The 19,137-nt window shown below is 35.8% G+C and carries 18 protein-coding genes; 14 read left to right on the top strand and 4 right to left on the bottom strand.

The genetic code is table 11. The features are described 5' to 3' along the window. Nucleotides 1-3: 3 nt before the first annotated feature. Complete coding sequence (locus G9F74_RS01520) at nt 4-279, top strand: hypothetical protein (protein ID WP_016109037.1); 276 nt, start codon at nt 4-6, stop codon at nt 277-279. Nucleotides 280-314: 35 nt separating this feature from the next. On the opposite strand, the gene G9F74_RS01515 is transcribed toward G9F74_RS01520, so the two are convergent. Beyond that, the gene (locus tag G9F74_RS01515) at nt 315-515 is read right to left on the bottom strand and encodes a YlaI family protein (RefSeq protein ID WP_002093346.1); all 201 of its coding nucleotides are present in this window, start codon (nt 513-515) and stop codon (nt 315-317) included. Between the two features lie 145 nt (nt 516-660). Between G9F74_RS01515 and G9F74_RS01510 the strand changes: the two genes are divergently transcribed. Together G9F74_RS01510 and G9F74_RS01505 are read left to right on the top strand one after the other, a co-directional pair. After that, nucleotides 661-1,116, top strand: coding sequence for a pyridoxamine 5'-phosphate oxidase family protein (locus G9F74_RS01510; RefSeq protein ID WP_000024575.1), 456 nt, complete (start codon nt 661-663; stop codon nt 1,114-1,116). Nucleotides 1,117-1,362: 246 nt separating this feature from the next. Further along, entirely contained in the window at nt 1,363-2,691 is a 1,329-nt protein-coding gene (locus tag G9F74_RS01505; RefSeq protein WP_000358079.1) for a PhoH family protein, read from the top strand. Between the two features lie 42 nt (nt 2,692-2,733). On the opposite strand, the gene G9F74_RS01500 is transcribed toward G9F74_RS01505, so the two are convergent. Further along, the gene (locus G9F74_RS01500; RefSeq protein ID WP_001289791.1) at nt 2,734-3,231 is read right to left on the bottom strand and encodes a hypothetical protein; all 498 of its coding nucleotides are present in this window, start codon (nt 3,229-3,231) and stop codon (nt 2,734-2,736) included. 150 nt (nt 3,232-3,381) lie between these two features. Here G9F74_RS01500 and G9F74_RS01495 point away from each other — a divergent pair, with 150 nt between their 5' ends. The 3 genes from G9F74_RS01495 (at nt 3,382) to pyc (ending at nt 8,752) form a co-directional block, all read left to right on the top strand. After that, complete coding sequence (locus G9F74_RS01495) at nt 3,382-3,669, top strand: Fpa/YlaN family protein (RefSeq protein WP_000135695.1); 288 nt, start codon at nt 3,382-3,384, stop codon at nt 3,667-3,669. 125 nt (nt 3,670-3,794) lie between these two features. Continuing rightward, a complete protein-coding gene (locus G9F74_RS01490; RefSeq protein ID WP_000822961.1) occupies nt 3,795-4,973 on the top strand; it encodes an FtsW/RodA/SpoVE family cell cycle protein in 1,179 nt (392 codons plus the stop codon). Nucleotides 4,974-5,305: 332 nt separating this feature from the next. Next, complete coding sequence (pyc, locus tag G9F74_RS01485; RefSeq protein WP_000164046.1) at nt 5,306-8,752, top strand: pyruvate carboxylase; 3,447 nt, start codon at nt 5,306-5,308, stop codon at nt 8,750-8,752. 84 nt (nt 8,753-8,836) lie between these two features. Here pyc and ctaA read toward each other — a convergent pair whose 3' ends face one another. Continuing rightward, the gene (ctaA, locus tag G9F74_RS01480; RefSeq protein WP_001188753.1) at nt 8,837-9,772 is read right to left on the bottom strand and encodes a heme A synthase; all 936 of its coding nucleotides are present in this window, start codon (nt 9,770-9,772) and stop codon (nt 8,837-8,839) included. A 498-nt stretch (nt 9,773-10,270) separates the two neighbouring features. Here ctaA and ctaB point away from each other — a divergent pair, with 498 nt between their 5' ends. From ctaB to G9F74_RS01445, 7 genes are all read left to right on the top strand, one after another. Then, nucleotides 10,271-11,194, top strand: coding sequence for a protoheme IX farnesyltransferase (gene ctaB, locus G9F74_RS01475; protein WP_001015063.1), 924 nt, complete (start codon nt 10,271-10,273; stop codon nt 11,192-11,194). Nucleotides 11,195-11,287: 93 nt separating this feature from the next. Then, the gene (coxB, locus tag G9F74_RS01470) at nt 11,288-12,337 is read left to right on the top strand and encodes a cytochrome c oxidase subunit II (protein ID WP_000745270.1); all 1,050 of its coding nucleotides are present in this window, start codon (nt 11,288-11,290) and stop codon (nt 12,335-12,337) included. A gap of 60 nt (nt 12,338-12,397) precedes the next feature. Then, nucleotides 12,398-14,233, top strand: coding sequence for a cytochrome c oxidase subunit I (gene ctaD / locus G9F74_RS01465; protein ID WP_170957719.1), 1,836 nt, complete (start codon nt 12,398-12,400; stop codon nt 14,231-14,233). Beyond that, nucleotides 14,233-14,856, top strand: a complete 624-nt coding sequence (gene ctaE / locus G9F74_RS01460; protein WP_000557861.1) for a cytochrome c oxidase subunit III — start codon at nt 14,233-14,235, stop codon at nt 14,854-14,856. Before ctaD ends, ctaE begins: the two co-directional genes overlap by 1 nt. Before the next feature lie 3 nt (nt 14,857-14,859). Continuing rightward, nucleotides 14,860-15,192 carry a cytochrome c oxidase subunit IVB gene (ctaF, locus tag G9F74_RS01455; protein ID WP_001007827.1) on the top strand — a complete coding sequence of 111 codons (333 nt, stop codon included), beginning with the start codon at nt 14,860-14,862 and terminating at the stop codon, nt 15,190-15,192. Between the two features lie 86 nt (nt 15,193-15,278). Next, complete coding sequence (gene ctaG, locus G9F74_RS01450; protein WP_000069007.1) at nt 15,279-16,184, top strand: cytochrome c oxidase assembly factor CtaG; 906 nt, start codon at nt 15,279-15,281, stop codon at nt 16,182-16,184. Between the two features lie 248 nt (nt 16,185-16,432). Continuing rightward, nucleotides 16,433-17,431, top strand: coding sequence for a formamidase (locus G9F74_RS01445; protein WP_000535796.1), 999 nt, complete (start codon nt 16,433-16,435; stop codon nt 17,429-17,431). Between the two features lie 46 nt (nt 17,432-17,477). On the opposite strand, the gene G9F74_RS01440 is transcribed toward G9F74_RS01445, so the two are convergent. Beyond that, complete coding sequence (locus G9F74_RS01440; protein ID WP_001160935.1) at nt 17,478-17,843, bottom strand: YugN family protein; 366 nt, start codon at nt 17,841-17,843, stop codon at nt 17,478-17,480. A gap of 206 nt (nt 17,844-18,049) precedes the next feature. On the opposite strand from G9F74_RS01440, the gene G9F74_RS01435 reads away from it, so the two are divergent. After that, a complete protein-coding gene (locus G9F74_RS01435; RefSeq protein WP_000735382.1) occupies nt 18,050-19,084 on the top strand; it encodes a CAP domain-containing protein in 1,035 nt (344 codons plus the stop codon). Nucleotides 19,085-19,137: the final 53 nt, after the last annotated feature.

Below are 19,137 nucleotides of genomic sequence, written 5' to 3'. Positions count from 1 at the left end.
GACATGCATTCAGTACAAGATGCACTATATAATTGGTTAACGATTAAAACAGTTGCGGAAGCACGCCCCGATGATAGTGCTGCGAAAGAAACGTATTTGTTATTTCAAAATATGATATATGAAGAACATAAATTAAGGGATGTGGAAGTTAAAAAGAATGAGGAAATGTATTTGATTACATATGAAATTGATGGGGAAAGAAAATCTGTGAGATTTCCATTAGAAGCTATTGATTGTTTTTTGGATCAGATGAATCGTGAACCTGAAAAATATAAATAAGTCCTTATCGATATGATTAAGGACTTATTTATATTTTACCAATCGTCTTCAACTTTTTTATCACGGTATAATCGGAAATTACCACTTGCATGACGTTCCATCGTACGCTCTGCAATTCGTTCCGAACATTCCATGCACATATATGTATGAATAGGGCGATTACGCAGTTTTTTTGCCGTAGGATTTTCGTCATCTAACATATCTTTTTTATCACAGATCATACATTTGACTCTCATTTCGTCACCTCAATACGAATTCTATCGGTATAAGTATATCATGGAAGTATGATGTTTTTGAATAATAGGAGGAAAAAATAATATTTTCGCAATTCGAAAAATAAGTTATGATAAGGATATATTAAGTATATTTGGAGGTGGAAATATGGCGAATGTAGTAGAGCCTACATTAACAGATGATTTAGTACAAACGTTCCGTAAAGAATGTATTGTTATGGTAGCAACAACAGATTTCGAAAAACAAGTTCCTAACGTAAGTGCTATTTCTTGGGTGTATGCAGTGAGTGAAACTAGTATTCGATTTGCGGTAGATCAACGTTCACGTATTGTGGAAAATATAAGGCGCAATCCGGGAGTGGTATTGACTATAATGGCGAATGGATCCGTATTTTCCATAAGTGGTGCAGGTGAAATTTTGACAGATAGAATGGAAGGCATTCCTCTAAAATTAGCTGTAATAGAAGTAAGTGTGCAAGAAGTACGTGATGTTATGTTTTATGGAGCAAAACTTGCAATTGAACCAAAATATGAAAAAACATACGATCTTCGGGCAGCAAAAAAACTGGATAACCAAGTGTTGGTAGGGATAAAAGAATTATAAGTGAGATGAATAAGAAAATTGTTCATTAACTTTTGGAATCAGTTATTGTGGTTTAACGTTAATAATTAAAATTAAAAGTAATATATTGAATAGAAATGAATAAAAAATAAAGAAAAGGTTTAATTGCTATAATTTTCGATTCTACCTCGTTTATACGGTACATATAATTATAACAATGGTTCGTCCATATTTTATGGATGAAACCCTTGTTCTACAAATTTAAAAGTGGAGTCAGGGGGTAACAGGTTGGATAAAATTTATGTGTTAGATACGAATGTACTTTTGCAGGATCCTTTATCTATTTTTTCATTTGAAACCAATGAAGTAGTGATTCCGGCAGTTGTATTAGAAGAGGTTGATTCGAAGAAACGTTATATGGACGAAGTAGGACGAAATGCTCGTTATGTATCTAAGTTAATAGATAAATTTCGTGAAATAGGAAAGCTGCATGAAAGTATTCCGCTAGAAAACGGCGGTACATTTCGTATTGAATTAAATCATCGTTCATTTGTTCAACTACAAGATATTTTTGTAGAAAAAACAAATGATAATCGAATTTTAGCAGTAGCAAAAAATCTATCTTTAGAAGAACAAGAAAAAGAGGACGGGAAGTCTGTTATTTTAGTAAGTAAAGACGTGCTCGTAAGGGTAAAAGCTGATGCAATTGGATTGAAGGCTGAAGATTATTTAAGTGATCGCGTAATTGAAGTAGATAATATATATTCAGGTTTTTTAGAAGGGTATATATCAAAAGAACAATTGGATTATTTTTATGAAAAAGGTGAATTACCTTTATCTGAAATTGCAAATCATCCTTTTTATCCAAATCAGTTTGTGGTAATGAAGGATGCACTTGGGGGTTCTAGTTCTGCACTTGGCATTGTAGATCACTTAGGTAAGAAGGTGAAGAAACTTATTTTTCACAATGAGCAAGTGTGGGGGATACGACCACGAAACGTGCAGCAAATAATGGGATTAGAATTGTTGCTTCGCGAAGATATTCCGCTTGTAACGTTAACGGGGAAAGCTGGTACAGGAAAAACGTTACTTGCGTTAGCTTCGGGATTAATGCAAACGGAAGATTTAGGGTTATATAAAAAATTACTTGTTGCAAGACCAATTGTTCCAGTCGGAAAAGATATCGGTTATTTACCAGGAGAAAAAGAAGAAAAGTTAAGACCATGGATGCAGCCGATTTTTGATAATCTAGAGTATTTATTTAATACGAAAAAGCCAGGGGAATTAGATGCTATTTTAGCTGGAATGGGTTCGATTGAAGTAGAGGCTCTTACTTATATACGTGGCAGAAGTATTCCAGACCAATTCATTATTATTGATGAGGCACAAAATTTAACGAAGCATGAAGTGAAGACGATATTAACGAGAGTAGGAGAGAAAAGTAAGATTGTATTAATGGGAGATCCTCAGCAAATCGATCATCCATATTTAGATGAATATAATAACGGTTTAACATACGTTGTCGAGAAATTTAAAGAGCAACGTATTAGTGGTCATGTAAAGTTTGTTAAAGGGGAGCGCTCGAATTTAGCTCAACTAGCAGCGGATTTATTATAAAAAGGAGTGAGCTTCAGCTCACTCCTTTTTTTAGTATACTCGTTAAATAATTGTGAATTTACGGATGTTACGGATTGGATTTTGTCTATTAGATCCATCATTGAAATATAGATGTACAGGTCCGTCCTCTTTTAATGGTTTTCCTTCTTTTGAAAAACCAAGAATGGCCTTGTTGACCGTTTCTAATGGTAGTGTAATGGTAGTATCTACTGTTTCAATTTCAACTTGCATAGCGTCCTCTAAAATTTCGGCGTTAGCAAGAAATGGATGAAATGGTATACCAAATGTCCCAGTAATCAGCTGTTCTTTTTTATATTTCTTTACACTTTGTTGTATTGGCGGGAAGGCAGCACCATCACGGATTTCACGATCCCAATGTTCTGAAGTGTTCTTTAAGTAAGCTTCTAGTTCAGACGTGTTTTCTCTAGTTTCATCAAAGTAAGTTGTCAAATCTACTTTTCGATCGTCAAAAATCCAAACAGTTGGATCAATAGTGATTGGAAAACGTACTTTTCCATTAATAAATAAAATTTCGCTCATTGTTGTTCCCCCATTTGTGTTATACTCCCACTTTTCAGTATAATAGTATTAGACACTGTTGTCACAAAAAATGTTTCTATTGCAATTTATTAAAACTATCGCTAATATTAATAGATATGAGAGAGTAGGACGGAAACGGAGGGAATCAATTTGGCGTCTGAGACAGTATCAAATCATCAGGAAAAGGCACTAGCCCTTCTACAAGCGGATGCAGAGAAGATTTTAAGACTTATTAAGGTGCAAATGGACCATCTTACAATGCCGCAATGTCCATTATATGAAGAAGTTTTAGACACACAAATGTTTGGACTATCCCGCGAGGTCGATTTTGCGGTTCGCCTTGGTCTTATTGCAGAAGAGCAAGGGAAAGCAATGTTAGGAGAGCTCGAACGTGAGTTATCTGCACTTCATGAAGCATTTACAAACAAACAACAATAACGGGTTCAAATAAGGGGGCTCAAACTAAAACAGTTTGAGCTTTTTATTTGTATAATAAAGCAGGAAGAACGTATATACATATGGAATACAACAATAATTAATTTGAAACAGAGAGAGGAAATGAAATGAAAAGAATATGGAAATCAATGGATTATTCATTATTACTTCCTCTTGTTATTTTATGTGTGCTGGGAGTCATAATGGTATATAGTTCTAGTTCCATTGTTGCGATTTCGCGGTTTGATAAACCAGCAAATTTCTTTTTTAAAAGACAATTACTTACTTTAGCTGCTGGGACAATGGTATTAATAATTATGGCTATTATCCCATATAAAGTGTGGAGAAAACGAATTTTCTTATTGGGAAGTTACGGTGCTAGTGTTGCCTTATTAGCGGCAGCAGCCTTTTTCACTAAGAAAGTAAATGGTGCAAATGGATGGATATTTGGAATACAGCCTGCGGAATTTGTAAAGATAACAGTTATTCTCGTATTGGCTCATTTTTTTGCGAAAAGGCAAGAAACAAATACGTCTGTTTTCAAAGGATCGGGACCGGTACTTTTAGGTATTGGTTTAATCATGTTTTTAATTTTAAAGCAAAATGACTTAGGTACCGATATGTTAATTGCGGGAACGGTAGGAATCATGTTTCTTTGTTCAGGAGTTAGTGTTAATTTATGGATAAAAAGATTCTTATTAACGTCTGTAGTATGGGTCCCAATGTTGTATTTTATTGGGAATTATAAATTAAGTTCATACCAAAAAGCGCGATTTTCAGTTTTTCTGGATCCGTTTAACGATCCTCAAAATGATGGATTCCAATTGGTAAATTCATTTATTGGAATTGCTTCAGGTGGGTTAAATGGTAGAGGGTTAGGGAATAGTGTGCAAAAGTATGGATACTTACCAGAGCCCCAAACGGATTTTATTATGGCGATTATATCTGAAGAACTAGGCTTTATAGGTGTAGCTATCATTTTAATCTGTTTATTGTTAATTATCATTCGCTCATTTAGAGTGGCGCAAAAGTGTACAGATCCATTTGGAAGTTTAATAGCCATCGGAATTGCAAGTTTGTTTGGAGTTCAAACGTTTATCAATGTCGGTGGTATGTCTGGATTAATACCGCTTACTGGGGTACCGTTACCTTTTGTTAGTTACGGCGGAAGTTCCTTGTTAGCTAATCTACTTGCGATGGGGATATTATTGAATATTGCTAGTCATGTGAAAAGACAAGAAAAACAACAAAATGAGTTAGTTAAAGAAAGAGAACAGGGTGGACCGCATCTTGTAGTTGTAAAATAAAAACACATTGCGCTGTAGAGCACAATGTGTTTTTTTATTTAAAGTAATTTCAAATGTGATATATTAATTGTTTTTATATCCAAAAGATATATCACATTAAAACAAATGTGATATACAATTAGGTTGTTCGAAAAGGAAGAGGTATGCTATACTATTTTTGTGAAACAAATTGCACAGAAAACTTATCATTTGTTAAAAAATAAGGTATGATGGATAAAAATAAAGTGAAACTTTCTAAGTATAATATAATGTGGAAAGTGAAGAACTTCACGCTTTTTATGGTGTGTATATATTTTATCTCTAGAGTGGTAGGAAAGTAGAGGGGGAAAATCATGACAAAGCTGCAACGTATTCAAAAAGTATTGGTAGCTAACCGTGGAGAGATTGCAATTCGTGTGTTTCGAGCTTGTTCGGAACTTGGATTAAAAACAGTTGCAATCTATTCTAAAGAGGATAGCGGTTCTTATCATCGCTATAAAGCCGATGAGTCCTATTTAGTTGGGGAAGGGAAAAAGCCAATTGATGCTTATCTAGATATTGAGGGCATTATTGAGATTGCGAAAAGCAATCATGTAGATGCAATCCACCCTGGATATGGTTTCTTGTCAGAAAATATCCAATTCGCAAAACGTTGTGAAGAAGAAGGAATTATCTTTATTGGTCCGAAAAGTGAGCATTTAGATATGTTTGGAGATAAAGTGAAAGCAAGAACACAAGCGCAGCTAGCACAAATTCCGGTTATTCCTGGTAGTGATGGTCCAATAGATTCAATAGAAGAAGTCGAAGAGTTTGCTGAAAAGTATGATTACCCGATTATTATTAAAGCGTCCCTTGGTGGTGGCGGTCGAGGTATGCGTATAGTACGAGCTAGTGAAGAGTTAAGAGAATCGTATAATCGCGCGAAATCAGAAGCAAAAGCAGCCTTTGGTAATGATGAAGTATACGTTGAAAAATTCGTTGAAAAACCTAAACATATAGAAGTACAAATTTTAGCAGATGAAGAAGGCAATGTTGTTCACTTATTCGAGCGTGACTGTTCTGTGCAACGTCGCCATCAAAAAGTTGTCGAAATCGCACCAAGCGTTTCGCTTTCAGATGATTTGCGTCAACGTATTTGTGAAGCTGCTGTGAAGTTAACGAAAAATGTAAACTATTTAAACGCAGGAACGGTAGAATTTCTTGTAAAAGGTGATGAGTTTTACTTCATAGAAGTAAACCCACGTGTTCAAGTTGAACATACGATTACAGAGATGATTACAGGAGTGGATATCGTTCAATCGCAAATTTTAATAGCTGATGGACATGCATTACATAGTAAAATGGTAGGTGTTCCGAAGCAAGAAGAAGTGGTTGTGCACGGATTTGCAATCCAATCTCGTGTAACGACTGAAGACCCACTAAATAATTTTATGCCGGATACAGGAAAAATTATGGCGTACCGATCAGGCGGTGGCTTTGGTGTTCGTCTTGATACAGGTAATAGTTTCCAAGGTGCAGTTATTACACCGTACTACGATTCTTTACTTGTAAAAGTTACGACTTGGGCTCTTACTTTTGAACAAGCTGCTGCAAAAATGGAACGTAACTTAAAAGAATTCCGTATTCGTGGTATTAAAACAAATATTCCATTCCTAGAGAATGTAGTAAAACATAAAAACTTCTTATCAGGAGAATATGATACGTCGTTTATTGACGCGTCACCTGAACTGTTCTTATTCCCGAAACGTAAAGACCGCGGAACGAAAATGTTAAATTACATTGGTTCAGTAACAGTAAATGGTTTCCCGGGAGTAGGGAAAAAAGAGAAACCAATTTTCCCAGATGCTCGTATACCAAATGTAGTACACTCAGAGCCGATACAAAATGGAACAAAACAAATTTTGGATGAGCGTGGAGCGGATGGATTAGTAAAGTGGGTTCAAGATCAAAAACGTGTACTTTTAACTGATACAACATTCCGTGATGCGCATCAGTCACTACTTGCAACTCGTATTCGTACAAAAGATTTACATCAAATTGCAGAGCCGACAGCGAGAATGTTACCGAACTTATTCTCAGCGGAAATGTGGGGCGGTGCAACGTTCGATGTTGCGTATCGTTTCTTAAAAGAAGATCCATGGGAACGATTACTAGATCTTCGTGAAAAAATGCCGAATGTTTTATTCCAAATGTTACTTCGCTCTTCAAACGCAGTTGGTTACAAAAACTATCCAGATAATTTAATTCAAAAATTTGTGGAATGTTCTGCTCAAGCTGGCATTGATGTATTCCGAATTTTTGATAGCTTAAACTGGGTAGAAGGTATGAGAGTTGCGATTGATGCTGTACGAGATACTGGCAAAATTGCAGAAGCGACAATGTGTTATACAGGAGATATTCATGATCCGTTACGTAGTAAATATGATTTGAATTATTATAAAAACTTGGCGAAAGAATTAGAAGCATCAGGTGCTCATATATTAGGTATTAAAGATATGGCAGGTTTATTAAAACCTAATGCTGCATACGATTTAGTTTCTGCATTAAAAGAGACAGTATCGATTCCGATTCACTTGCACACACATGATACGAGCGGAAACGGTATATTAACGTATACGAAGGCAATTGAAGCGGGTGTTGATATTGTCGATGTAGCGGTGAGTTCAATGGCAGGTCAAACGTCACAACCAAGTGCGAACACACTATACTACGCATTAGGCGGAAATGAAAGACAACCAGATGTTAATATAGATTCATTAGAAAAACTATCTCATTACTGGGAAGATGTACGCAAATACTATGCACCGTTTGAAAGTGGTATGAATGCACCTCACACAGAGGTATATATGCACGAAATGCCGGGTGGGCAGTATAGTAATCTTCAGCAACAAGCAAAGGCGGTTGGGTTAGGAGATCGCTTCGATGAAGTGAAAGTAATGTACCGTCGTGTGAATGACATGTTTGGAGACATTGTAAAAGTAACGCCATCTTCAAAAGTTGTTGGTGATATGGCATTATTTATGGTTCAAAACCATTTGACAGAACAAGATATTTTAGAGCGTGGACATGCTTTGGATTTCCCAGGATCTGTTGTTGAAATGTTCTCTGGTGATTTAGGTCAACCGTACGGTGGTTTTCCGAAAGAATTACAAAAGATTATTTTAAAAGGGAAAGAGCCGTTAACAGTAAGACCGGGTGAATTGTTAGAGCCAGTAGATTTTGATGCTTTAAAAGAAGAGTTATTCCATAAACTTGGACGCGAAGTAACGATTTTCGATGTAGTTGCGTACGCGTTATATCCGAAAGTATTTATGGACTACGAAAAAGTTGCTGAGATGTATGGTAATGTATCTGTGCTTGATACACCGACATTCTTCTATGGTATGAGACTTGGTGAAGAAATTGATGTGGAAATTGAGCAAGGTAAAACATTGATGGTTAAACTAGTATCAATTGGAGAACCTCAGCCGGATGGAAATCGTATTCTTTACTTAGAATTTAACGGACAACCACGTGAGATTGTTGTGAAAGACGAAAGTGTGAAAGCAACAGTTGCACAACGTGTGAAAGGAAACCGTGAAAATCCAAACCATATTAGCGCAACGATGCCAGGAACGGTTATTAAAGTAGTTGTAAAAGAAGGCGATGAAGTGAAAAAAGGCGATTCTATGGCAATTACAGAAGCGATGAAAATGGAAACGACAGTTCAAGCGCCGTTCAATGGTAAAGTGAAGAAAGTATATGTTAACGATGGTGATGCAATTCAAACGGGTGATTTACTTATTGAATTAGATCACTAAAATAAGAAAAGAGCTGTGTAAATACAGCTCTTTTCTTATTGCAAAAAATCCCTTGCCGATTCGGCAAGGGATTTCAGTTTTAAATTATTTTGTTTGTTTAGAAGTTGATTCGGATTCTTTTGCGTTCACTTTACTTCTTGTTCCTAACATAACTAAATAGCATAATACAGCAAACAAGCAAGAAATGAATAGGGAATGTAATAATGCCATTGCTAAACTAGCATTTGTATATACAACTAAAATCCCAACAATAGCTTGAAGTGTTACAAGAATAAAGGAAATAATCCATCCCCAGTATACTACGCTTTGTTGCTTATATTGACGAATAGCAATAATCATTGCGTATAGTATCCAAAGGAATATTAATATCGCTGCAGCTCTATGCCCCATTTGAACCCACTCATGTAATTGAGTCGGCCATGGTCTATTTTTACTACATAAAGGAAAGTCTGGACAGGCTAAGCTAGCTCGTTCGTGACGTACTAAAGCCCCTGTGTAGACGACGATATAACTGTAAATTGTTACACCATAAATGTGAAATTTCATTTTTTTATCCATAATAAGTGAACGTGCATCAAATTTCTGATCAATTTCAAAAATAAGACACGTTAACAAAATAACAGAAGCGAATGAAATTAAGGAAATACCAAAATGGATAGCAAGTACAGCTGGCATTTGACCCCAAACAACGGCTGCCGCTCCCATTAATGCTTGTGCAACTAAAAATACGAAGGATAAAATTGCTAACGTTTTTGTTTCGCGCACATGTTTATAATACTTCCAGGATAAAATACAAAGGAGAGTGACAAGTATTCCTGCTGATCCTGATGTAAGGCGGTGACTTAGTTCAATAATAGTTTCCATCGATAAATTAGATGGAACTAACTCACCATTACAAAGCGGCCATGATTTACCGCAGCCTTGGCCAGAACCTGTTTTTGTAACTAAAGCGCCTCCTAATAATACTACTAATAAATCAAGACTTGTAATGACTGCTAACCATTTAATAAAGCGTTGCAATCTCTTTCACCATCTTTCTGCTATGAAGTTATTGCGAAATATTTTCATTCCATTATGTATAGAATAAAACGCGCTAGTTCCTATGATATATAAAAAATAATAAAATAGCAAAGAAATGGAGGGGGAAGACAAAGGGGAGAAAAAGGGTGTGAAAATAGAATTTATAAGGGGATTTTTAGGAGGAAAATAGGCTATTTTGAAAAGAAATGGGGAGAATACGTGTTAAATATGACAAAATAGTTTATTATAGAAAGTAACATCATGTTATGATAAGGATAAGTAAGAAGTAAGCTTTTTTATATTCGACACAAAAAGTTCATGTTTTCTTCACAAAATGTTCGGGAAATATGATTTAATATATTGGAGTATGGGCGTAGATTAGTAGTAGAATGGGTTAACAATATTTCTACTGTAATAATATTGCTATATAGAAGCGAATTATTTCATTCGAAATAGGCGCAAAAAGAAAGATGAAAGTTTTAAGAGGGGGTTAAAGTGATGAACCATGCAACAAGTGAGCTGCATGATGAGTCAGCTGTAACAAGTGTACCCGAAACAACTCGGTTACAAGATTTATCAGCGCTCGTTAAAATGGGGATTGTAAACTCAAATACACTTACTGTATTTACAGGATTTTGGTTGGCGTTACACTTTAATGGATTAAGTGTGATGGACAATCTGGATAAGCTATTTTTTACAATCGTTGGTTCCGGATTAATTATGGCAGGGGTATGTTGTTTAAATAACTACATTGATCGAGACATCGATCCGTTAATGGAAAGAACAAAAACCCGTCCAACGGTTACAGGAAAGTATAAACCAGGTTTTGCACTTACATTTGGACTAGTTATATTACTACTTGGATTTGTATTCTTATTATTAACAACACCGATGGCAGTATTAATGGGATTTATTGGTGCCTTCACATATGTTGTCTTATATACTTTATGGACAAAGAGAAAGTATACGCTAAATACTGTTGTAGGTAGTATTTCTGGAGCAGTTCCACCTTTAATTGGATGGGCAGCAATTGATCCATCTTTAGGCCATCCAATTGCTTGGATGTTATTTTTAATTATGTTTATTTGGCAAATCCCACATTTCCTTGCGTTAGCGATGAAACGTGTTGATGAATATCGAAATGCAGGAATTCCAATGCTTCCTGTAGTTCATGGATTTGAAATTACGAAACGCCAAATTATGATTTGGACAGTATGTTTATTACCACTACCATTTTATATGAGTGGACTTGGGATAACATTTATGGTACTTGCAACATTGCTTAACATCGGATGGATCGTTTTAGGATTTTATGGCTTCCGTAAGAAGGATGACATCAAATGGTCCGTACAAATGTTTGTTTATTCCCTAAATTATTTAACAATCTTATTTGTATCAATGATTGTAGTTACATTCTTCTAAGACAACGACATAATTGGATTTCTTTACGTTGAGATTTACTTTACTTAACTATAAAGTACAATCTAATTCACAAGGAAAGTGGGGGTTGTTTGTATGAAGAAACAGTGGCGACTGCTTTCGTTCGTTTCACTGCTGGCTTTACTGTTAGGGGGATGCGGTAAAGCCTTTCAATCTACTTTAATTCCGCAAGGAGAAGTAGCAAAAATGCAATATGATCTGCTCTTACTAGCGAGTGCGATCATGGTAGGAGTAGTACTAGTAGTTACTATTATTTTCTTGTATGTAATTGTGCGTTTCCGACAAAAGAAAGGTCAGGAAGATTATATTCCAGAACAAGTTGAAGGGAATCACAAACTAGAAATTATATGGACAGTTATTCCGATTATTCTTTTACTAATCTTAGCTGTTCCGACGGTTACATATACATTCAAACTTGCTGATGTAAGTGCGATGGAGAAAAAGAATATTGATAAAGATACGATCGTTGTTGATGTAACAGCGAATCTTTATTGGTGGGAATTTTCTTATAAATCAGAAAAAATAGTAACTTCTCAAGATTTAGTTATCCCCACAGGTAAGAAAGTGTATTTGAATTTGAAGGGTGCCGATATTAAACATTCATTCTGGGTTCCATCTTTAGCTGGTAAAATGGATACAAATACAGACAATGTAAACAAAATGTGGTTAAAGGCAGATAAATCGGGCACTTATAATGGTTTTTGTACAGAGTTTTGCGGCCCGTCACATTCTTTAATGCAATTTAAAGTGAAAGCTTTAGATGAAAGCGAGTACAAAAAATGGCTTGCTGATATGAAGAAGATTGATGGGAAAAAAGAAGTAGCTTCAACAAAGGCGCAAGAGGGCCAAGAAATATTTAATAAAAGCTGTATTGGTTGTCATGCAGTTGGATCTAATGATAGTAGACCACCTTCCGCTCGTATCGCACCAAACTTAGCGAACTTTGCTGATCGTGATACGGTTGCTGGTATTGCCGAAAATAATGAAGAAAACTTAAAAAAATGGCTGAAAGATCCTGAAAATATGAAGCCAGGAAATAAAATGACTGGTAAATATGGCAACTTAACGGATGATCAAATTGATGCATTAAATGCATACTTACAAACGTTAAAGATTGAAAAGTAAAGAGGGATTATTCGCGAAGGGGAGGTTGAAAACGTGAGCTCTGTAGCAAAAAAACAGGGGATGGGTGCTGTCATATGGGATTATTTAACGACAGTAGACCATAAAAAGATTGCCATTCTCTATTTAATTGCAGGTGGATTGTTTTTTATAATAGGCGGAATAGAAGCACTATTTATTCGCCTTCAATTAGCGATTCCTAACAACGCTTTTCTTGTTGGGGATGCTTATAATCAAGTATTAACGATGCACGGTACAACAATGATTTTCCTCGCAGCTATGCCACTCGTGTTTGCATTTATGAACGCCGCCGTGCCACTTCAAATTGGTGCGCGTGATGTAGCGTTCCCGTTTTTGAATTCACTCGGATTTTGGTTATTTTTCTTTGGTGGAGTATTTTTAAATTTAAGTTGGTTTTTAGGTGGAGCACCTGATGCAGGATGGACATCTTATGCATCATTAGCTTTAGCTTCTAAAGGCCATGGTGTTGATTTTTATGTACTCGGCTTGCAAATTTCAGGTATTGGTACATTAATTGGAGGTATTAACTTCCTTGTTACAATCATTAATATGCGTGCGCCAGGAATGACGTATATGCGTATGCCGATGTTTACATGGACAACGTTTGTAACATCTTCACTTATATTATTTGCTTTTCCGCCGTTAACTGTAGGATTAGGACTTTTAATGTTAGATCGTTTATTTGGAACAAGTTTCTTTAATCCAGCATTAGGTGGGAACACAATTATATGGGAGCATTTATTCTGGATTTTCGGTCATCCGGAAGTATACATTCTTATACTCCCAGCTTTCGGAATATTCTCAGAAATCTTCGCGACATTTTCGAAAAAACGATTATTTGGTTATTCATCGATGGTGTTTGCGACAGTATTAATTGGATTTTTAGGATTCATGGTATGGGCGCATCACATGTTTACTGTTGGCCTTGGTCCAGTTGCAAATGCTATTTTCTCAGTTGCGACAATGGCAATTGCGGTTCCGACAGGTATTAAAATATTTAACTGGCTCTTTACAATGTGGGGCGGAAGTATTCGTTTTACAACACCGATGATGTGGGCGGTAGCTTTTATTCCATCATTCGTAATGGGTGGAGTTACAGGCGTTATGCTTGCATCTGCACCAGCTGATTATCAATTTCATGATAACTATTTCGTAGTAGCGCACTTTCATTATGTAATCGTCGGTGGTGTTGTATTTGGTTTACTTGCAGGGGCTCATTATTATTGGCCACTGATGTTTAATAAAATATTAAATGAAACATTAGGTAAGATAACATTTTGGTTATTCTTTATCGGTTTCCATTTAACATTCTTTATTCAGCATTTCCTTGGATTGATTGGTATGCCACGTCGTTACTACACATATCTTGAGGGGCAAGGATTGGAAATGGGGAATATGATTAGTTCTATTGGAGCTGTGTTTATGGCTCTTGGAACGATTGTTCTTCTATTCAATGTAATAAAAACAACTGTATCAAAAGAGAAGGCTGGTCGTGATCCATGGGATGGACGTACACTAGAATGGACAATGCCAGCACCTACACCGGAATATAATTTCAAACAATTACCATTTGTTCGCGGGTTAGATCCGTTTTGGATTGAAAAACGTGAAGGTAATAAAGAGATGACGGCGGCGGAACCAGTTGGTGATATTCATATGCCAAATGCTTCATTTTCACCATTTATCATTTCTCTAGGCTTATTCATAGCGGCATTCGGTGCAATGTATATGCAAGGTGGAAAAGATAAGTTCTGGTTATTAGTAGCAATTATTGGTTTAATCATTACATTTGGCGCAATGTTCCTTCGTTCAGTAGTCGATGATCATGGATATCATATTCATAAGGAAGATTTAGAGGATAAGGGGGGCAAGGCATAATGCATGTAGATGAAAAATTAACGAATGAAACATTTCCAGCAGAGCCTGAAAAAGCAACCCTTGAGGGGAAAAATAAGTTTGTCGGTTTTTGGTTATTTCTTGGAGGCGAAACAGTATTGTTCGCTTCCTTGTTTGGCACATATTTGGCATTAAAAAACTCTACAAATGGTGGACCAACATCTCAAGAGATGTTTCAAATGCCGCTCGTTTTCATTATGACGATGCTTTTATTAACGAGTAGTTTAACGAGTGTATATGCGATGTACCATATGAAAAACTTTAATTTTAAGAAAATGCAACTTTGGCTACTTGTAACAGTGTTGCTTGGCTTAGGGTTTTTGGGATTTGAAATATATGAGTTTTATCATTATACACATGAATTTAAGCATACTATGAGAAGTAGTGCATTTGGCTCTGCATTTTATGCTCTTGTTGGTACACATGGACTTCACGTATTGTTTGGATTGTGTTGGATTTTAACATTAATCTTTAGAAATGCGAAGCGTGGTTTAAATTTATACAACGCACCAAAGTTTTATGTTGCATCAATTTATTGGCACTTTATTGACGTAGTTTGGGTGTTTATTTTCACTGTAGTATATTTAATGGGAATGGTGGGATAAACAATGGCGATAAGACAAACAAATAATCCTAAGGTGGATCTTGTTTATCGGAAGAGAAAAAGTGCAGAGGAGATGAAGCACCAAGTTATTACGTTTGCGCTAATGATTTTCCTGACATTAGTTGCATTTGTAGCGGTAGCATATCCAAAAACTTTTAGTCCAACCTTCTCTGTTCCGTTTATTTTACTATTAGCAGTGGTGCAAGTAATTTTTCAATTGTATTATTTTATGCATATGAGCCATAAAGGGCATGAGGCTGCAAGTTTCTTTCTGTATTCTGGCCTGTTAATAGGATTAATTACAATTTTAGCTTTTATGACAATCGTGTGGATTTGAAAAGTGAAGAATAAGGGGGCTTGTGTTGTCACAGCCCCCTCTTCACATTATGTGGAAGGATAACCATTAGGAAGGTGGGGGTGACAATGAGTAACTTATGGATATTTGGCTTTCAAGCTTTATGGAGTCCATTCTTTTTATTATTTATGCTTTCGATTCTTATTGGATACTTCTTAATTATTGGACCATATAGAACTCGATTTGAAAATGCGACGAAGGTAAGTAAAAAGCAAATTTTTTATTTTACGTCTGGAATTGTTCTTTTGTATTTTGTAAAGGGTGGACCTATTGATTTAATTGGCCATATTATATTTAGTGCACATATGTTTGAAATGGCAGTCATGTATATTGCAGTTCCGCCTTTATTATTACTTGGTATACCAGTTTGGTTATATCGTTATATTACTTCTTTTAAGCTAGTTCAAATTGTGTTGAAAATTTTTGCTAAACCGCTTATTGCATTGTTTGTATTTAATGGACTGTTTTCTTTTTATCATTTGCCAGTTGTTTTTGATGCAGTAAAACAAAGCCAAATTGCCCATCCGATTTGCCTCGCTATATTATTTTTTTCGGCAATCATGATGTGGTGGCCGATGTTAAATCCGTTACCAGAATATCAAACGTTAAGTGATATAAAGAAACTTGGTTATATGTTTGCTAACGGTATATTATTAACGCCAGCTTGTGCATTAATAATTTTTGCAACTGCACCGTTATTTGCAACGTATACGGATTCAGCTGCTTGGATGAAAGCGATGGAACTATGCGTACCTGCGGGAACTTTATCAGAATTAAATATAACTGGACCAGAATTTTTGCACTGGATGCCAGTAGTACAAGACCAACAAACGGGCGGTATCATTATGAAAATTGTCCAGGAAATAGTGTACGGTACGATTATTGGTTATGTATTCTTTAAATGGGCGCGTAGAGAACGCGAAAAGGATAAGGAACAGTTGCAACAATTGCCGCCATATTTACAGACTAAGTAAAAAAGTGTATGGGATTCCATACGCTTTTTCTTTTTCTTTTTTTTTAGTTTTAGCTTTAGGTATTTATAAAAGATTGAATTTTCAATCTTTTAGTGTTAAGTTAGTGTTGGCTTGTACTAAAAGTGGATATAAAATTTACTACTAGCTTTCATGTGTAATAATTCCATATGTAGTGCAAGTTTTTTAGAGAGTTACAAATTTATATTGTTATCTTTAATAAACACGAACTATTTTAAGGGGGAATTTAAATGGGTAGTAGCGGAAGTATGGTAAAGCCGATTAGTGGTTTTTTAACAGCGTTAATTCAATATCCAGTACCGGTAGTAGAGTCACGTGCAGACATTGATAAACAAATTAAACAAATCATAAAAACAATTCATTCAACTAAATCAGGTTATCCTGGATTAGAATTAATAGTATTTCCCGAATATAGTACACAAGGGCTCAATACAAAAAAATGGACTACAGAAGAGTTTTTATGTACAGTGCCTGGGCCAGAAACAGACTTATTTGCTGAGGCATGTAAAGAATCTGAAGTGTATGGTGTTTTTTCTATAATGGAAAGAAATCCTGATGGTGGAGAACCTTATAATACAGCGATTATTATTGATCCACAGGGTGAAATGATTTTGAAGTATCGTAAGTTAAATCCTTGGGTGCCGGTCGAGCCTTGGAAAGCTGGAGATTTAGGCTTACCTGTTTGTGATGGACCTGGAGGGAGTAAATTAGCTGTTTGTATTTGTCATGATGGCATGTTCCCTGAAGTAGCCCGTGAAGCAGCCTATAAAGGTGCGAATGTCTTGATCCGTATTTCCGGATATAGCACACAAGTTAGTGAACAATGGATGTTAACCAATCGTTCAAATGCATGGCAAAATTTAATGTATACATTGTCAGTGAACTTAGCGGGTTATGATGGTGTATTTTATTACTTTGGTGAAGGACAAGTATGTAATTTTGATGGGACTACTTTAGTGCAGGGGCACCGAAACCCTTGGGAGATTGTTACTGCCGAAGTATATCCAGAGCTAGCAGATCAGGCTAGATTAGGATGGGGGCTCGAAAATAATATATATAATTTAGGCTCAAGGGGATATGTAGCGACTCCTGGTGGAGTGAAAGAGAACCCGTATACGTTTGTAAAAGATTTAGCTGAAGGTAAGTATAAGGTTCCCTGGGAAGATGAGATTAAAGTGAAAGATGGATCCATTTATGGGTATCCAGTTAAAAAGACGATTCATTCTTAAGGAAGATAAATAGAACAAGCGCATCATATTGATGCGCTTGTTCGGTTTACTCAATAATTTGAAATTCTTTTAACTCTTTTTCGACATTTTGTAGGAGTTGTTCGCTTTTTTGGAGTACATTTGTTGGGAAAGTCTCATCATCACCATATTCAACACCGTGAGGATAATAATGTTTTCCTAATAAGGGAGGGAGTAGTTTTACTTCAGCGTGTCTGCTGCCAATGTCGCCTTCAACAGCAACTCCGCGCACTCGTAAGTAATAAATATCCTTTAATATTTCAAATTTATAATCGTATGTAACTCTTTCGTAATCCCACTGTCCAGCTAGTACAAAATGGTTCTTTTCCATAATCTCAGTTAAAAGGGATAAATCAACGACGGCCCCATTAAATTTCGTATTTGTAAATTGCATATAATACCTCCTTTTTTAATGTTACATCATTATTTTTATAATAGTATGAATAATAAGAAAGTGCAATTCATATTGAGAGAAAAGGGATAATCCAGACTTTTTTTGTGAAAATATGATATAGTGAAAAGAGTACGGTACACACAAAAAAGGAAATAAAAGGATTTGTGTATATCTCAATTTTATGTTTTGTGCAGGAGGTATATCGTTTGAAGAAATTATTGCGTATCGTAATGATTACATTTTTAATTTTAGCTGTTGATTTATACGGGAAATTACTCGTTTCACAATATATATTAACCCCATCTCAATCAAAACAAGAAAATAAAATTGTGAAAAAGAAAAAACAAGTCGATGAGGACTCCTCAGACACTGTTTTAAATATGATTGGTGGAGATTCTGAAAATCTATTGGCAAAGTGGGGAGAACCAGCTCGAATAGAGCCATCTGCTTACGGTTATGAATGGTGGGTGTACAATCAAGATTTAAATCAGTACGTTCAATTTGGAGTTGCTGAACGTAAAATTGTAACAGCGTATGTTGCTGGTGAACAAGTTAAGGTACCGCCTTATTATATAAATGAAAAATATGAAGATGTATACAAAAAGAATCCGCTCTCGCATGAGATTTCATTAAAAAGAGGGAAGAATAGTTATCAATTTGAGTTATCTGATACAGAAGTAATGGAACAGCCGTTAGTACCTGTAGAAGATGGATGGGCACAATTATATTTTGATCATTTCACACATGAACTCGTTGGTGTTCGTTATATGGATGATGAAACGTTATTGCGCCAAAGACCGTATCAGCTTGTTTATTCAGGTGAATTAATAGCAGAACAACCATTAACACCAGAAAAGATGAAACAAGTAGAGAATGGGAATATGCAACAAATTTTTGATTTAACAAATATTATTCGAAGTCGTCATGAACTACCATTGTTAACGTGGGATCAACAAACAGCAGATGTTGCTATTGGACATAGCAAAGATATGAAAGACAATAATTACTTTTCACATGATTCACCTACATTAGGTACGTTAGGAGATCGTTTACAACGAGGACGAGTAGGGTTTCAGCTTGCTGGTGAGAATATAGCGGCACAACATAGTGATGGAATTGCGGCGGTACAAGGTTGGTTAAATAGTGAGGGGCATAGAAAAAATTTATTTAATGAACAATTTACCGGATTAGGTGTTGGGGTATATGATAAATTTTATACGCAAAACTTTATTCGAAAATAAAGTGAAACTTTAAGTAGTGTAAAAAAAGGTGCATGAATCGTCTAAAAATAGGC

It is taken from the genome of Bacillus sp. EKM202B, from assembly GCF_011066025.1.
Taxonomy (GTDB): Bacteria; Bacillota; Bacilli; order Bacillales; family Bacillaceae_G; genus Bacillus_A; species Bacillus_A toyonensis.
Note: the sequence above shows the minus strand (reverse complement) of the source record. Positions and strands in the feature narration are given on the sequence as shown.